We start from the raw sequence: 16588 nt of genomic DNA on the forward strand, positions 1-16588 counted from the left end.
TCAGAGCCACTGATCTATTGACTTCGAAACTTGAACGAATAGTCTCGGCAACGTTCCTTTTACCTTCAGGTACCTTCAGGTGGCACCTCGAAGGCTGATTCGCTCCGGCAGCGTTGCCGGTGGCCCGAGGAGTACACGTGACCAGCACAGCGCAGGCGGCCAAGTCAGGAGCCAGGGCGGCTCATCCCGAGCATCTCGGGCATGTCATCTTCATCGCGGCGGCGGCCGCGATGGGCGGTTTCCTCTTCGGCTACGACAGTTCCGTGATCAACGGCGCCGTCGAGGCCATCCGGGACCGCTACGACGTCGGCTCCGCAGCCCTCGCCCAGGTCATCGCCATCGCCCTCATCGGCTGCGCCATCGGCGCCGCGACCGCCGGCCGCATAGCCGACCGCATCGGCCGCATCCGCTGCATGCAGATCGCCGCGGTCCTCTTCACGATCAGCGCCGTCGGCTCGGCCCTGCCCTTCGCCCTGTACGACCTCGCCTTCTGGCGCGTCGTCGGCGGCTTCGCCATCGGCATGGCCTCGGTGATCGGCCCGGCCTACATCGCCGAGGTCGCCCCGCCCGCCTACCGCGGCCGGCTCGGCTCCTTCCAGCAGGCCGCGATCGTCATCGGCATCGCCGTGTCGCAGCTGGTCAACTGGGGTGTACTGAACGCCGCCGACGGCGACCAGCGCGGCAAGCTGATGGGCCTTGAGGCCTGGCAGGTCATGCTCGGCGTCATGGTCGTCCCGGCCGTCCTCTACGGGCTGCTCTCCTTCGTCATCCCGGAGTCCCCGCGCTTCCTGATCTCCGTCGGCAAGCACGAGCGCGCCCGGGAGATCCTCACCGAGGTCGAGGGCAAGGGCGTCGACCTGGACGCCCGGGTCACCGAGATCGAGCACGCCATGAAGAGCGAGCACAAGTCCAGCTTCAAGGACCTGCTCGGCGGCGGCTTCCTGTTCAAGCCGATCGTCTGGGTCGGCATCGGCCTGTCGGTCTTCCAGCAGTTCGTCGGCATCAACGTCGCGTTCTACTACTCCTCGACGCTGTGGCAGTCGGTCGGCGTCGACCCGACGGACTCGTTCTTCTACTCCTTCACCACGTCGATCATCAACATCGTCGGCACCGTCATCGCGATGATCTTCGTCGACCGCATCGGCCGCCGGCCCCTCGCGATCATCGGCTCGGTCGGCATGGTCGTCGGCCTGGCGCTGGAGGCCTGGGCGTTCTCGTACCACCTGGTCGACGGCAAGCTGCCCGCCACGCAGGGCTGGATCGCCCTGATCGCGGCGCACGTCTTCGTCCTCTTCTTCGCCCTGTCCTGGGGTGTCGTCGTCTGGGTCTTCCTCGGCGAGATGTTCCCCAACAGGATCCGTGCCGCCGCCCTGGGTGTGGCCGCGGCCGCGCAGTGGATCGCCAACTGGGCGATCACCGCGAGCTTCCCGTCGCTGGCCGACTGGAATCTCTCCGCGACCTACGTGATCTACACGGCCTTCGCCGCGCTCTCCATCCCGTTCGTCCTGAAGTTCGTCAAGGAGACGAAGGGCAAGGCACTGGAGGAGATGGGCTGAGCCCGTCCCGCACACTCGGGGAGGAGGGCCAAGGTCCCCGCTGCCCCCTCCCCGTGACCCGCCGCCGCCCCGGTTCGGCCACTGCCCGAGCCGGGGCGGCGGTCCGTCGTTCACCGGATCAGGACACCGGCACCGCTCTCCGGGGCGCGCGGGGCGGTCGCCTCGATGTTCCGCGGCAGTGAGTCTGTTGTCCTCGGCCAGGACCGGAAGGTGCCGGGCGCCCAGCGAGCGCACTGCCTGAGAACCCCACCCCGTCCGGCGCCAGGCCTCGAAGCCGGCTGAGTCGCAGCACCCCCCGGGGGCGGAAACCGGCGGCGTCAGCCCGCCAGCCCGGGCAGCACCTGCTCGCAGAACAGGTGCAGACTGCGCCACCCCTCGTCCACCGGCATCCCGCCCGCCAGCGGATGCAGCACATAGGAGTCCAGGCCCAGCGCCACACAGGCGTCCGGCGTCAGGATCCTGTACACGCCCTCGGCCCGCAGCTCCTGAACCGTCACCGCGGCCGACTTCACCGCGGACCGCACCCCGCCCGACTGCCAGGAGGCGTACGTCCGCGCCTCGTGCAGGAAGTGCTCCCCGTACTGAGCCCACGCCCGGTCCGGATCCTCGGCCACATGCAGCAGCGGCGTCTGGGCGGCGGGCATCATCACCCAGCCCTCGGTGCCGTACTCGACGAGCCGCTCCTTGTAGTACGCCTCCAGCTGAGGCAGATGCGCGCTCGGGAAGAAGGGCAGGCCGAGCCGGGCGGCCCGGCGGGCGGCCGCCTTGGAGGAGCCGCCGACCAGGAGCAGCGGGTGCGGTTCGGTGGACGGACGCGGGGTGATGCGGACCGTGCGGCCCCGGAACGCGAAGGGCTCGCCCGTCCACGCCTTCAGCAACGTCTCCAGCAGCTCGTCCTGGAGCCGCCCGCGCCGGGCGAAGTCCACCCCGAACAGCTCGTACTCCTCGGGGCGGTATCCGATCCCGGCGACCGTCACGAGCCGGCCGCCGCTCAGCAGGTCCAGCACGGCGATCTCCTCGGCGAGCCGCAGCGGGTCGTGCAGCGGGCCGATGACCGCCGAGACCGTAACCGCGACACGCCGGGTCGCGCCGAAGACCGCCCCCGCGAAGGCGAACGGCGACGGCAGCCAGTTGTTGCCGGCCCCGTGGTGCTCCTCGGTCTGCACGGTGGTCACGCCCCGGTCGTCGGCGTACGAGGCCATCTCCAGGGCCGCCCGGTAACGGGCGCCGAGCTCGGCGGGGGCGGCCCCGGGAGCGACGAGGTTGAAGCGTACGACCGAGACGGGCATGGGGCGTCTCCCTCCACCGGGCGGGTGTCCGGAGGACGTTAGCTGACGGGGCGTCAGACATCCAGGGGTGTGGAGATCCGGCGGCCCTGGAGCCGGGAGGGCGGCACAAGCCGCGTGACCCGGGGCCCCATGACTGATACTGGACGCGTTATGGACATCGTCATCCTTGCTGTAGTCATCGCCGTGGTCGTGCTCGGCGCGCTCGGCGGGCTCATCGTCGGCAGCCGGCGCAAGAAGCAGCTGCCCCCGCCCCCGCCCGCAGCGCCCGACATCACCGCCCCACCGGCCGAGCCGCACGTCGGCGACGAGGCCGAGACGCCGCGGGAGGAACCGCGGCGCACGATAGAGGAGGTGGATCTCCCGGACGGCTCGGCTCCGGTCGTCGTCGAGGAGCCGCCCGCCGAGGCTCCCGAGATCGAGATCCCGGAGCCCACCGCGGGCCGTCTGGTCCGGCTGCGGGCCCGGCTCTCCCGCTCGCAGAACGCTCTCGGCAAGGGCCTGCTGACCCTGCTGTCGCGCGAGCACCTCGACGAGGACACCTGGGAGGAGATCGAGGACACGCTGCTCACCGCCGACGTCGGCGTGCAGCCCACCCAGGAACTGGTCGAGCGCCTGCGCGAGCGCGTGAAGGTGCTCGGCACCCGCACCCCCGACGAACTGCGCACCCTGCTGCGCGAGGAACTGATCACGCTGGTCGGCCCGGACATGGACCGCGCGGTCAAGACCGAGCCGGAGGACCGCAAGCCGGGCATCGTGATGGTCGTCGGCGTCAACGGCACCGGCAAGACCACCACCACCGGCAAGCTCGCCCGTGTCCTGGTCGCCGACGGCCAGAGCGTCGTGCTCGGCGCCGCCGACACCTTCCGGGCCGCCGCCGCCGACCAGCTCCAGACCTGGGGCGAGCGCGTCGGCGCCCACACCGTGCGCGGACCGGAGGGCGGCGACCCGGCCTCCGTCGCCTTCGACGCGGTCAAGGAGGGCAAGGAGATGGGCGCGAACGTCGTGCTCATCGACACCGCCGGCCGGCTGCACACCAAGACCGGCCTCATGGACGAGCTCGGCAAGGTCAAGCGGGTCGTGGAGAAGCAGGCCCCGGTGGACGAGGTGCTGCTCGTCCTGGACGCCACCACCGGCCAGAACGGCCTGGTCCAGGCCCGGGTCTTCGCCGAGGTCGTCGACATCACCGGCATCGTCCTCACCAAGCTGGACGGCACGGCCAAGGGCGGCATCGTGGTCGCGGTCCAGCGCGAGCTGGGCGTCCCGGTCAAGCTGGTCGGGCTCGGCGAGGGCGCGGACGACCTGGCGCCGTTCGAGCCGGAGGCGTTCGTTGACGCTCTTATCGGAGAGTGAGCTGCGGCATCTGCCCTGCAGCCGCATCTGGCCTCTCGTATGCGGTGACGAAGCGCCCGCCCCGATACACCGTCGGGTCGGGCGCTTCGCCGTGTCCGTCCGAGACGCGCCTAGGCGCGTGAACGGTGTGCCACATACGCCAGCGTGCCCAGCACCAGGCGGGCCTCCGGCGGCCGGGAGGCCGAGTCCAGGGCGGGGGAGCGCAGCCAGCGCACCGGGCCGAGGCCGCCGCGGTCGGAGGGCGGTGCCGTGATGTGCGCGCCGGGGCCGAGGCCGCGCAGGTCGAGGGCGGCCGGGTCGTCCCAGCCCATGCGGTAGAGCAGGCCGGGCAGGTCGGCGGCGGCGCCGGGGGCGACGAAGAAGTGGGCGCGGCCGTCCGGAGTGGCCGCGACCGGGCCGACGGGCAGGCCCATGCGCTCCAGCCGGGCGAGGGCGCGGCAGCCGGCGGGTTCGGCCACCTCGATGATGTCGAAGGCCCGGCCGACCGGCAGCATCACCGAGGCGCCGGGGAACTCGCCCCAGGTCGCGGTCACGTCGTCCAGCGGCGCGCCGGCGGGGATCACCGGTCCGAAGTCCAGCGGGTGCGCGCCGGGTGCCGGGCAGTCACGGCGGCCGCAGGAGCAGGCGCCCGCGGCGGCCCGGGCGCCGGGCACCACGTCCCAGCCCCACAGGCCGGTGTACTCGGCCACGGCCGTGCCGTCCGATGTGCGGCTGCGGCGGCGGGAGCCGGTCCGGATGTCGCGCATACCCCGGCTGATGCCGATCGTGAAGCCCATGCCCCCTCCAACGGGTCCGACGCGCCGGTGGTTACGCTGCGGACGCGATGCGTGACTCTCTGTTTCCACCTTCCCGGCGGTGACCGGTTCACGCCGCGCTCGGAAGTGCCCAGGGTGGTGCGCCCGGCGACACGCGCCCCTGAGTGCATCGCTGCCCCCGCTCCCGGTTGTGCTGTGTCAAGTGAATCGCGGTGGTGTGGAGGGGAGTTCATTCGAAGGGGTGGCGAATGGTGGCGTTTCCGTGTGAGCCGTGGCTGGACGGGTGATCGTAGGATTACTTTGTGTGCACGAGTCCTGGGGGCATATGCGCTCGTAGGTATGCCGGAGGCAAGTCGGTACTCCGTTCGAAGGGTGACAAGAACCGGACGGACGGCCGTACGAACCGGCATGCTGATAGAGCTTGGCGCACTCGGCGACAAGTGGTCTCAGGGATGGGGGCGTTCCAGTGAGCGGCAACGGCGGAAGCGGGACAAACGCTGCACACGCTGACAAGCGCCCGAACGAGCTGCTCACCTCCTGGTTCGTGCGCAGCGGCTGGTCCAAGGGCGAGCTCGCCCGCCAGGTCAACCGCCGGGCCCGCCAGCTGGGCGCCAACCACATCTCCACGGACACCTCGCGCGTGCGCCGCTGGCTCGACGGAGAGAACCCCCGCGAGCCGATCCCCAGGATCCTGTCCGAGTTGTTCTCGGAGCGCTTCGGCGTCGTCGTCTCCGTCGAGGACCTGGGGCTGCGCACCGCGCGCCAGTCACCCTCCGCGACCGGCGTCGACCTGCCCTGGACGGGCCCGCAGACCGTGGCCCTGCTCAGCGAGTTCTCGCGCAGCGACCTGATGCTGGCGCGGCGCGGCTTCCTCGGGAGCTCGCTGGTCCTGTCCGCGGGCCCGGCCCTCATCGAGCCCATGCAGCGCTGGCTCGTCCCCTCGTCCCCGGCCCCGCGCTCCGAGCCGGAGCCCGCGGCCGGCGCCTCCGGGGGGCGGGCCCGCGGCCGGCTCTCCAAGCCGGAGCTGGACCTCCTGGAGTCCACGACCGTGATGTTCCGGCAGTGGGACGCCCAGTGCGGCGGCGGCCTGCGCCGCAAGGCGGTCGTCGGCCAGCTCCACGAGGTGACGGACCTCCTCCAGGAACCCCAGCCCGAGGCCACCACCCGGCGCCTGTTCAAGGTCGCCGCCGAACTCGCCGAGCTGGCCGGCTGGATGTCGTACGACATCGGACTCCAGCCGACCGCCCAGAAGTACTTCGTCCTCGCGCTGCACGCCGCGAAGGAGGCCGGTGACCGGCCCCTCGGCTCGTATGTGCTCTCCAGCATGAGCCGGCAGATGATCCACCTCGGCCGGCCCGACGATGCCCTGGAGCTGATCCACCTCGCGCAGTACGGCAGCCGGGACTGCGCGAGCCCGCGCACCCAGTCGATGCTGTATGCGATGGAGGCCCGCGCCTACGCCAACATGGGCCAGCCCGGCAAGTGCAAGCGGGCGGTGCGGATGGCCGAGGACACCTTCGCCGAGGCCGACGAGTGGGACGAGCCCGACCCCGACTGGATCCGCTTCTTCTCCGAGGCCGAGCTCTACGGCGAGAACTCGCACTCGTACCGCGACCTGGCCTATGTCGCCGGCCGCAGCCCGACGTACGCCTCGCTGGCCGAGCCCCTGATGAAGCGGGCCGTGGAGCTCTTCACCGAGGACGCCGAGCACCAGCGGTCGTACGCGCTGAACCTGATCGGCATGGCCACGGTGAACCTCCTCCAGCGCGAGCCCGAGCAGTGCACGGTCCACGCCTCCCAGGCCATGCAGGTCGCCAAGAAGGTCCGCTCCGAGCGGGTCAACACTCGTATCCGAAAGACGGTCGACACGGCCGCCCGCGACTTCGGTGACCTCGGCGAGGTCGTCGACCTCACGGAGCGGCTCGCAGCCGAGCTGCCCGAGACGGCCGAGGCGGTCTGAGCTGCGATCCCGCGAAAACCCGTCCCACCCTTGAACCCCGGCCGCGGCCGGCCCTCCCGAACCGCCCGACTCGGCTCCCCCATGCCAGGTCATCGGAAGGCCGACCGCGGCCGGACCTGCTTCCTCGCGGAAGATTGCGTCACGATAACGATCGACGCGCCCGCAATCCGGCAGTTCATCGAGGCGTAACACACAGAGCGCCTTCGTCACGGCGGCGAAACAACGAGGGGCTTCCACCGAAACCGCGCTGCGCCAATCTCGTGGCGCATAACCGGCCCACCCCTCATTCCGCTCGAGGCTTCGCCCGCACGGGGCCGTACCAATGACGAGGAGACGCCGATGGCACCAGCCATCACCCTTGCCGCAGAAGCTCCCAAGCTGTCTGCCGCCAACACAGGGTTCATGCTCATCTGTTCCGCCCTGGTGATGCTCATGACTCCGGGCCTGGCCTTCTTCTACGGAGGCATGGTCCGCGTCAAGAGCACCCTGAACATGCTGATGATGAGTTTCATCAGCCTCGGGATCGTCACCATCCTGTGGGTGCTGTACGGCTTCTCCATGGCGTTCGGCACCGACTCCGGCAGCCTCATCGGCTGGAACTCCGACTGGCTCGGCCTCAGCAACATCGGCCTGACCCAGCTGTGGGACGGCTACACCATCCCGATCTTCGTGTTCATGGTCTTCCAGCTGATGTTCGCGATCATCACGCCCGCCCTGATCAGCGGTGCCCTCGCCGACCGCGTGAAGTTCAGCGCGTGGGCGCTGTTCATCACCCTGTGGGCCACGGTCGTCTACTTCCCGGTCGCGCACTGGGTCTGGGGCGCCGGCGGCTGGGCCTTCGAGCTGGGTGTGATCGACTTCGCCGGTGGAACGGCGGTCCACATCAACGCCGGTGCCGCCGCGCTCGGCGTGATCCTGGTCATCGGCAAGCGCGTCGGCTTCAAGCGGGACCCGATGCGCCCGCACAGCCTGCCGCTGGTCATGCTCGGTTCCGGTCTGCTGTGGTTCGGCTGGTTCGGCTTCAACGCCGGCTCGTGGCTCGGCAACGACGACGGCGTCGGCGCGCTGATGTTCGTCAACACGCAGGTCGCCACCGCCGCCGCCATGCTGGCCTGGCTCGCCTACGAGAAGATCCGCCACGGCACGTTCACCACGCTGGGCGCCGCCTCGGGCGCGGTCGCCGGTCTGGTCGCCATCACCCCGTCCGGCGGTGCGGTCAGCCCGCTCGGCGCGATCGCCGTCGGCGTCATCGCCGGTGTGCTGTGTGCCATGGCCGTCGGCCTGAAGTACAAGTTCGGCTACGACGACTCGCTCGACGTCGTCGGCGTCCACCTGGTCGGCGGTGTCGTCGGCTCCCTGCTGATCGGCTTCTTCGCCAGCGGCCACGGCCAGTCCGACGTCGCGGGCCTCTTCTACGGCGGCGGCCTGACCCAGTTCTGGAAGCAGTGCGCCGGTGTCTTCGCGGTGCTCGCCTACTCGCTGATCGTCTCCGCGATCCTCGCCTTCATCCTCGACAAGACCATGGGTATGCGGGTCCCCGAGGACGACGAGATCGCCGGCATCGACCAGGCCGAGCACGCCGAGACCGCATACGACTTCAGCGGCGCCGGTGGCGGTGCCGCCAAGACCGCCGCCGTCGCGGCCGCCGTGGCCGGAGCCGAGAGCAAGAAGGTGGACGCATGAAGCTCATCACCGCCGTCGTGAAGCCGCACCGGCTCGACGAGATCAAGGAAGCCCTCCAGAGCTTCGGAGTGCACGGCCTGACGGTCACCGAGGCCAGCGGCTACGGTCGTCAGCGGGGCCACACCGAGGTCTACCGTGGGGCCGAGTACACGGTCGACCTGGTCCCCAAGATCCGCATCGAGGTCCTGGTCGAGGACGACGACGCCGAGCAGCTGATCGACGTCGTGGTCAAGGCGGCCCGTACCGGCAAGATCGGTGACGGCAAGGTCTGGTCCATCCCCGTCGACACGGCCGTACGGGTCCGGACCGGCGAGCGCGGCCCCGACGCGCTCTGAGGCAGGCAAACAGAACAGGAGTCGCTGGGTGACGGGTACGGACGTGCAGAAGGAAGCAGAGGACTCGGGACCCAGCGGCTACGCGGCGGCCCGGCTGCGTCTCCTCACCGAGGAGGCGCGGTCCGGGCCGCCGCGCCGTGCGGCCCTGGCCGACCTCACGGACGACTGGCTCACCGGCCTGTTCGCCGCGGGCGCGGAAGGGCTGCGCGGGGCCTCCCTGATCGCCGTCGGCGGCTACGGACGCGGCGAGCTCTCCCCGCGCAGCGACCTCGACCTGCTCCTGCTGCACGACGGCAGCGACGCCAAGGCGGTCGCCGCCCTCGCCGACCGGCTCTGGTACCCGGTGTGGGACCTGGGCCTGGCCCTCGACCACTCCGTCCGCACGCCCGCCGAGGCCCGCAAGACCGCCGGGGAGGACCTCAAGGTCCAGCTCGGCCTGCTGGACGCCCGGCACATCGCCGGTGACCTCGGCCTCACCGCCGGGCTGCGTACGGCCGTGCTGGCCGACTGGCGCAACCAGGCACCCAAACGCCTCCCCGAACTCCAGGAACTGTGCGCCGAACGCGCCGAGCGCCAGGGCGAGTTGCAGTACCTCCTGGAACCCGACCTGAAGGAGGCCCGCGGCGGGCTGCGCGACGCCACCGCGCTGCGCGCCGTCGCCGCCTCCTGGCTGGCCGACGCCCCGCGGGAGGGCCTCGCCGACGCCCGGCGCCGGCTCCTCGACGTACGGGACGCGCTGCATCTGGTCACCGGGCGGGCCACCGACCGGCTCGCCCTCCAGGAGCAGGACCAGGTGGCCGCCGAGCTCGGCCTGCTCGACGCGGACACGCTGCTGCGGCAGGTGTACGAGGCGGCGCGGCTCATCTCGTACGCCAGTGATGTCACCTGGCGTGAGGTGGGGCGCGTGCTGCGGTCGCGCGCCGTGCGGCCCCGGCTGCGCGCCATGCTGGGCGGCGGAAAGCCGACCGCCGAGCGGTCCCCGCTGGCCGAAGGCGTGGTGGAGCAGGACGGCGAGGTGGTGCTCGCCCGCGCCGCACGCCCCGAGCGCGACCCCGTGCTGCCGCTGCGCGCCGCGGCGGCCGCCGCCCAGGCCGGACTCCCGCTCTCCCTGCACGCCGTACGGCGCATGGCGGCCACCACGCGCCCGGTGCCCACGCCCTGGCCCGCCGAGGCCCGCGAGCAGCTCGTCACCCTGCTCGGCTCCGGCCGCCCGACCATCGAGGTCTGGGAGGCACTGGAGGCCGAGGGGCTGATCACCCGGCTGCTGCCCGACTGGGAGCGGGTGCGCTGCCGCCCGCAGCGCAACGCCGTGCATCTGTGGACCGTCGACCGGCACCTCATCGAGACCGCCGTGCGCGCCTCCGAGTTCACCCGCCGCGTCAGCCGCCCCGACCTGCTGCTGGTCGCCGCGCTGCTGCACGACATCGGCAAGGGCTGGCCCGGCGACCACTCGGTGGCGGGCGAGATCATCGCCAAGGACGTGGCCGCCCGCATCGGCTTCGACCGCCACGACGTGACGGTCGTCGCCACCCTCGTGCGGCACCACCTGCTGCTCGTCGAGACGGCCACCCGGCGCGACCTGGAGGACCCGGCCACCGTGCGCTCGGTCGCCGAGGCCGTCGGCTCACAGAGCACCCTGGAACTGCTGCACGCGCTCACCGAGGCCGACGCCCTGGCCACCGGTCCGGCCGCGTGGTCGTCCTGGCGCGGTTCGCTCGTCGCCGACCTGGTCGAGCGGGTCTCGGCGGTGCTCGCCGGGGACGCCCCGGACGATCCGGAGGACGCCGCGCCCACCGCCGAGCAGGAGCGGCTCGCCATCGAGGCGGTCGCGACGGGCAGCCCGGTCCTCTCCCTGCGGGCCCAGACCGAACCGCCCGCCGGGCAGGAACCCTCCGGCGACCCCGAGCCGCTCGGCGTGGAACTGCTCATCGCCGTCCCCGACCAGCCGGGTGTGCTGCCCGCGGTGGCCGGTGTTCTCGCCATGCACCGGCTGACCGTACGGACGGCGGAACTGCGGTCCCTGACCCTGCCGGACGGCGTCGACGGCTCCGTCCTGCTGCTGGACTGGCGGGTCGCCGCCGAGTACGGATCCCTGCCGCAGGCCGCCCGCCTGCGCGCCGACCTCGTGCGGGCGCTGGACGGCTCCCTGGACATCGCCGGCCGCCTCGCCGAACGGGACGCGGCCTATCCGCGCCGCCGGGGCGTGGTGGCCCCGCCACCCCGGGTGTCGGTCCACCCGGCCGCCTCCCGGCTGGCCACCGTCATCGAGGTCCGGTCCCAGGACGCCCCGGGCCTGCTGTTCCGCATCGGCCGGGCCCTGGAGGACGCGAGCGTGCTGGTGCGCAGCGCGCACGTCTCGACGCTCGGCGCGAACGCCGTCGACGCCTTCTACGTGACCGGTCCGCAGGGCGCGCCGCTGCCCGGTGACGAGGCCGAGTCGGTGGCGCGGAAGCTGGAGGAGACACTGCGTGGGTGAGGGCGACCCGGCGACTTGTCACGCCGGGATACCCTGGAGGGCGATTCCCCAGTCTGTCTCCGACCCCGAGGACCGCGAGCGCCGTGTTCGATACTCTTTCCGATCGCCTCTCAGCGACCTTCAAGAACCTGCGCGGCAAGGGACGGCTCTCCGAGGCGGACATCGACGCCACGGCGCGCGAGATCCGGATCGCGCTCCTCGAGGCGGACGTGGCGCTGCCGGTCGTCCGTACGTTCATCAAGAACGTCAAGGAGCGCGCGCTCGGCGCCGAGGTCTCCCGGGCGCTGAACCCGGCCCAGCAGGTGCTCAAGATCGTCAACGACGAACTGGTCACCATCCTCGGCGGCGAGACCCGGCGTCTGCGGTTCGCCAAGCAGCCGCCCACCGTGATCATGCTGGCGGGTCTGCAGGGTGCCGGTAAGACCACCCTCGCGGGCAAGCTCGGCCGCTGGCTGAAGGAGCAGGGCCACTCGCCGCTGCTGGTCGCCTGTGACCTCCAGCGCCCGAACGCCGTGAACCAGCTCAGCGTCGTCGCCGAGCGCGCGGGCGTCAGCGTCTACGCGCCGGAGCCCGGCAACGGCGTCGGTGACCCGGTCAAGGTCGCCAAGGACTCCATCGAGTTCGCCAAGTCCAAGGTTCACGACATCGTGATCGTGGACACCGCCGGCCGCCTGGGCATCGATCAGGAGATGATGCAGCAGGCCGCGGACATCCGGGACGCGGTCAGCCCCGACGAGATCCTGTTCGTCGTCGACGCGATGATCGGTCAGGACGCCGTCAACACCGCCGAGGCCTTCCGTGACGGCGTCGGCTTCGACGGCGTGGTGCTCTCCAAGCTCGATGGCGACGCCCGCGGTGGTGCGGCCCTGTCGATCCGGCAGATCACCGGCAAGCCGATCATGTTCGCGTCGAACGGCGAGAAGCTCGACGACTTCGACGCCTTCCACCCGGACCGGATGGCCTCCCGCATCCTCGACATGGGTGACCTGCTCACCCTGATCGAGCAGGCGGAGAAGACCTTCGACCAGGCCGAAGCCCAGAAGATGGCCGAGAAGCTGGCCTCCAAGAAGGGCCAGGACTTCACCCTCGACGACTTCCTGGCCCAGATGGAGCAGGTCAGGAAGATGGGCTCCATCTCCAAGCTGCTCGGCATGCTGCCGGGCATGGGCCAGATGAAGGACCAGATCAACAACCTGGACGAGCGGGACGTCGACCGCACGGCCGCCATCATCAAGTCGATGACCCCGGCCGAGCGCCAGGAGCCGACGATCATCAACGGCTCGCGCCGCGCCCGTATCGCGCGGGGTTCCGGGGTCGACGTCAGCGCGGTGAAGAACCTGGTCGAGCGGTTCTTCGAGGCCCGCAAGATGATGTCCCGCATGGCCCAGGGCGGCGGTATGCCGGGGATGCCCGGGATGCCGGGCATGGGCGGCGGACCCGGCCGGACGAAGAAGAAGCAGAAGCAGGCCAAGGGCAAGCAGCGCTCCGGCAACCCGATGAAGCGCAAGCAGCAGGAGCAGGAGGCCGCGGCCCGGCGCGCGGCCGCCGCCGAGGGCGGCAACGCCTTCGGGCTGCCGCAGCAGGGCGCCAAGGACTTCGAACTCCCCGACGAGTTCAAGAAGTTCATGGGCTGACGACCCGTACCGCACGACACTGAGGGCGCCCCTTTGAGACAAGGGGGCGCCCTCAGACGTGTGCACACCTGCACTCAAGATCTGTTCGTCACGGCGTCCGGGCGATCAGATACCGGAACACGTTCGGCATCCACACCGTCCCGTCCGGCCGCCGGTGCGGATGCAGCGCCTCGGTCAGCTCCTTGTCCACCTGCACCTGGTCCGTCGCCGTGATCGCCGCGTCGAACAGCCCCGTCGACTTGAGCCCGCGTACCGCGCTGTCCACATCGGCGTATCCGAAGGGGCACGCCACCCGCCCGGACCCGTCCGGCCTGAGACCGGCCCGCTGGGCGACGTCCTCCAGGTCGTCACGGAGAGCGGGGCGCCAGCTGCCCGTGCTGCGCAGCGGCTCCGCCAGCTTGGTGGCGACCCGCAGCACGGACGTCGTGGCGCACCGCTCCGGCGGGCCCCAGCCGGCCAGCACCACGGCCGCTCCGCGCGCCGCCAGCGGCGTCGCCTCCGCGAGCAGCCCGCCCAGCCCCTCCGGGTCGCCCGCCAGGCACCCGATCGGCTCGAAGGCGGTCACCAGGGTGTACGCCGGAGCGCCCGGCTCCGCCGTGTCCCGGGGGGAGCCGTCGACCAGCCGGTTGCCCGCACGCGCCTGCGTGGCCCCGCCCTCGGGCAGCAGCCGCTCCCGTGCGAGGGCCATTCTTTCGGGGGAAGCGTCGACACCGGTGACCGCCGCTCCCCGGGCGGCGGCCATCAGCAGGGCGAGTCCGGAACCGCAGCCGAGGCCGAGCAGCCGCGTCGCAGGACCCACGTCCAGTCGCTCGTAGACGGCCTCGTAGAGCGGCACGAGCATCCGCTCCTGGATTTCGGACCAGTCACGCGCGCGTGCACGCAGGTCCACGCGGGGTGCGGACCCCGCGTGAGGCAGGTGCTGCCGCACGAGCGTAGGTGTCATAAGTAAGCGCCCCAATCCGCCGAGAGTTGCCTCTTGCCCGATTCCATGGCCCCCGTGACAGTGCGCTCGCACTACCCCCGTATGCCAGGAAACTCCCCCCTCGACCTGTCGTCCAGTGGAATGCGCCCCGGCATATGAGTTGTCATGTGCCTATGGCGAGATTTCACATTCCGGCAACGTGAGCCCGTACGATCCCGGCATGGCCAAGGCACCCGTTCTCACGCCCCAGGCGGACGATTTCCCGCGCTGGTACCAGGACTTGATCACCAAGGCGGAGCTCGCGGACAACGGTCCGGTGCGCGGCACCATGGTCATCCGACCGTACGGATACGGGCTGTGGGAGCGGATGCAGGCCGAGATGGACGCCCGCATCAAGGAGACGGGCACCCAGAACGCGTACTTCCCGCTCCTGATCCCGCAGTCGTACCTCACGCGCGAGGCGGACCACGTCGAGGGCTTCGCGCCCGAGCTGGCCGTGGTCACGCACGGCGGCGGCAAGGAACTCGAAGAGCCCGCCGTGGTCCGGCCCACCTCCGAGATGATCATCAACGCCTCCTTCTCGAAGTGGGTGCAGAGCTACCGCGACCTGCCTCTCCTCATCAACCAGTGGGCGAATGTCGTGCGCTGGGAGCTGCGGCCCCGTCTGTTCCTGCGCACCACCGAGTTCCTCTGGCAGGAGGGCCACACCGCGCACGCCACCTACGAGGAGGCGCGTGATTTCGCCGCGCACATTCACCGGCGGGTCTACGAGGACTTCATGGTGAACGTCCTCGCGATGGACGTCGTCCCCGGCCGCAAGACCGTCAGGGAGCGGTTCGCCGGCGCCGTCAACACCCTCACGCTCGAAGGCATGATGGGCGACGGCAAGGCCCTCCAGATGGCCACCAGCCACGAACTGGGCCAGAACTTCGCCAGGGCCTTCAACACGCAGTACCTGTCGAAGGACGGCAAGCAGGAGCTGGTCTGGCAGACCTCCTGGGGTTCCACCACCCGCATGATCGGCGCCCTGGTGATGATGCACGGCGACGACAACGGCCTGCGCGTCCCGCCGCGGCTGGCGCAGACCCAGGCCGTGGTGCTCGCGATCAAGGGCGACGAGGCGGTTCTGGCCAAGGTCCGCGAGCTCGGCGACCGGCTGAAGGCGGCCGGGGTCCGCGTCCAGGTGGACGACCGTACCGACACCCCCTTCGGCCGCCGCGCCGTCGACTGGGAGCTCAAGGGCGTGCCGGTCCGGATCGAGATCGGCCCGCGCGACCTGGAGAACGGCACCGCGATGCTGGCCCGCCGCATCCCGGGCGGCAAGGAGCCGGTCGTGCTGGACGCCCTGGCGTCGCTGCTGCCGCAGGTCCTCGAAGAAGACCAGGCCCTGCTGCTGACGCAGTCCCGGGAGCGCCGCGAGTCCCGTACCACCGAGGTCTCGACGATCGACGAGGCGGTCGAGGTCACGGGCGCCGGCGGCTGGGCGCGCATCCCGTGGGCGGTGCTCGGCGAGGAGGGCGAGGCCAAGCTGGCCGATCACGCGGTGACCGTACGGTGTCTGGTCGCCGAGGACGGGTCGGTGCCGGACGCCGACGACGCACCCGGTAACGTCGCGATCGTCGCGCGCGCTTACTGAGTGGGGCCCACGCGCTCACCGAGTGGGGCGCAAGGCGACCGAAACGCCTCTTGCGCAACCGCGGACCCCTGTTGCCCCGGCGTGCAGACATGCTCTACGCGCCGAACGGGAGGGGCGGCCCGAAGGGCCTCGGCCGAGGGTGGTGGCGGGAGACGGGCGGGCGTACGCGGGACTACGCACCACCTTGTGGTGAGCTGTGAGGCTTCTCCACAGATCAGCGCACCCGCCCTCGTCGGGACGCATCAGAGGCAACTGACGGGTACGTGCAAATTATTTGGGATGCCCCGGAATCGGAACACCGGGGCACTCCGGCTCGTTGTCATTACGTGAGCACGACACAGACACCACCTGTTCTCGCCGCAGAGCTGGCACAGGCGTGGGCCGATATTCAGCGGTACCACCCCGAGCTGCCCGACCTTGCCGCGCCAGAGTCCCTGATCGGGGAGTCGTCGTCCGCGTGCGGGCACGAACTCTCCTTCGAGCGACTGCTCCATGAGGCAGTCCATGGCATCGCCGCCGCCCGCGGCGTCCGCGACACCTCCCGCGCCGGCCGCTACCACAACCGCAGATTCCTCGCGATCGCCGAGGAGCTGGGCCTGGACCACCCCGAGGAACCGCACCCCAGCAGCGGCTTCTCCCTGGTCACGCTCACCCCCGAGGCGAAGCGCCGCTACCGCCCGACGATGGAGCGCCTCCAGCGCGCCCTCAAGGCCCACACGGCCGCGACCTCCTCCGACACCTCCCGCACCTTCCGGGGCCCGGCCGCCCGGCACGGCTCCTCCGGCGGCGGCGTCCGCGTCAAGGCGGTCTGCGACTGCGGCCGCAACGTACGCGTCGTGCCGTCGGTCCTCGCCCAGGCGCCGATCGTCTGCGGCGGCTGCGGCAAGCCGTTCCGCATCCCGGACGTGGTGGGGGCCGTGGCCGGCTGACGTCCACCACCGGCATCTCGTGGCTGCCGGTCGGGACAGCACCCCGCCACCGCCGGACAGGGC

The 16588-nt window shown here is 71.1% G+C and carries 12 protein-coding genes; 9 read left to right on the plus strand and 3 right to left on the minus strand.

Features of this window, described 5'->3' with window-relative positions; genetic code table 11:
- The first annotated feature begins 137 nt into the window (after positions 1 to 137).
- A complete protein-coding gene (locus ACFZDA_RS33475) occupies positions 138 to 1556 on the plus strand; it encodes a sugar porter family MFS transporter (protein ID WP_391088918.1) in 1419 nt (472 codons plus the stop codon).
- A 317-nt stretch (positions 1557 to 1873) separates the two neighbouring features.
- Here the strand turns inward: ACFZDA_RS33475 and ACFZDA_RS33480 are convergent, their stop codons facing one another.
- Positions 1874 to 2845 (minus strand): LLM class flavin-dependent oxidoreductase, encoded by a 972-nt coding sequence (locus ACFZDA_RS33480; RefSeq protein ID WP_391088920.1) that lies wholly within the window; start codon positions 2843 to 2845, stop codon positions 1874 to 1876.
- 150 nt (positions 2846 to 2995) lie between these two features.
- Here ACFZDA_RS33480 and ftsY point away from each other — a divergent pair, with 150 nt between their 5' ends.
- Positions 2996 to 4195 (plus strand): signal recognition particle-docking protein FtsY, encoded by a 1200-nt coding sequence (gene ftsY, locus ACFZDA_RS33485; protein ID WP_391088922.1) that lies wholly within the window; start codon positions 2996 to 2998, stop codon positions 4193 to 4195.
- A gap of 110 nt (positions 4196 to 4305) precedes the next feature.
- Here ftsY and ACFZDA_RS33490 read toward each other — a convergent pair whose 3' ends face one another.
- On the minus strand, positions 4306 to 4971 hold the full coding sequence (locus ACFZDA_RS33490; protein WP_391088924.1) for a bifunctional DNA primase/polymerase: 666 nt from the start codon (positions 4969 to 4971) through the stop codon (positions 4306 to 4308).
- 445 nt (positions 4972 to 5416) lie between these two features.
- On the opposite strand from ACFZDA_RS33490, the gene ACFZDA_RS33495 reads away from it, so the two are divergent.
- From ACFZDA_RS33495 to ffh, 5 genes are all read left to right on the plus strand, one after another.
- Positions 5417 to 6910, plus strand: coding sequence for a hypothetical protein (locus ACFZDA_RS33495; protein ID WP_391088926.1), 1494 nt, complete (start codon positions 5417 to 5419; stop codon positions 6908 to 6910).
- Positions 6911 to 7249: 339 nt separating this feature from the next.
- Positions 7250 to 8593 (plus strand): ammonium transporter, encoded by a 1344-nt coding sequence (locus tag ACFZDA_RS33500; protein WP_391088928.1) that lies wholly within the window; start codon positions 7250 to 7252, stop codon positions 8591 to 8593.
- Entirely contained in the window at positions 8590 to 8928 is a 339-nt protein-coding gene (locus ACFZDA_RS33505) for a P-II family nitrogen regulator (RefSeq protein ID WP_086560046.1), read from the plus strand. Before ACFZDA_RS33500 ends, ACFZDA_RS33505 begins: the two co-directional genes overlap by 4 nt.
- Before the next feature lie 28 nt (positions 8929 to 8956).
- Positions 8957 to 11404, plus strand: a complete 2448-nt coding sequence (locus ACFZDA_RS33510; RefSeq protein ID WP_391088930.1) for a [protein-PII] uridylyltransferase — start codon at positions 8957 to 8959, stop codon at positions 11402 to 11404.
- An 83-nt stretch (positions 11405 to 11487) separates the two neighbouring features.
- Positions 11488 to 13038 (plus strand): signal recognition particle protein, encoded by a 1551-nt coding sequence (gene ffh / locus ACFZDA_RS33515; protein ID WP_391088932.1) that lies wholly within the window; start codon positions 11488 to 11490, stop codon positions 13036 to 13038.
- An 88-nt stretch (positions 13039 to 13126) separates the two neighbouring features.
- Here the strand turns inward: ffh and ACFZDA_RS33520 are convergent, their stop codons facing one another.
- A complete protein-coding gene (locus ACFZDA_RS33520; protein ID WP_391088934.1) occupies positions 13127 to 13981 on the minus strand; it encodes a methyltransferase domain-containing protein in 855 nt (284 codons plus the stop codon).
- A 199-nt stretch (positions 13982 to 14180) separates the two neighbouring features.
- Here ACFZDA_RS33520 and proS point away from each other — a divergent pair, with 199 nt between their 5' ends.
- Together proS and ACFZDA_RS33530 are read left to right on the plus strand one after the other, a co-directional pair.
- Entirely contained in the window at positions 14181 to 15596 is a 1416-nt protein-coding gene (proS, locus tag ACFZDA_RS33525) for a proline--tRNA ligase (RefSeq protein ID WP_391088936.1), read from the plus strand.
- Positions 15597 to 15922: 326 nt separating this feature from the next.
- Positions 15923 to 16525 carry a hypothetical protein gene (locus ACFZDA_RS33530; RefSeq protein ID WP_020270731.1) on the plus strand — a complete coding sequence of 201 codons (603 nt, stop codon included), beginning with the start codon at positions 15923 to 15925 and terminating at the stop codon, positions 16523 to 16525.
- The last annotated feature ends 63 nt before the right edge of the window (positions 16526 to 16588 follow it).

It is taken from the genome of Streptomyces sp. NPDC007991 (assembly GCF_042958445.1).
GTDB lineage: Bacteria > Actinomycetota > Actinomycetes > Streptomycetales > Streptomycetaceae > Streptomyces.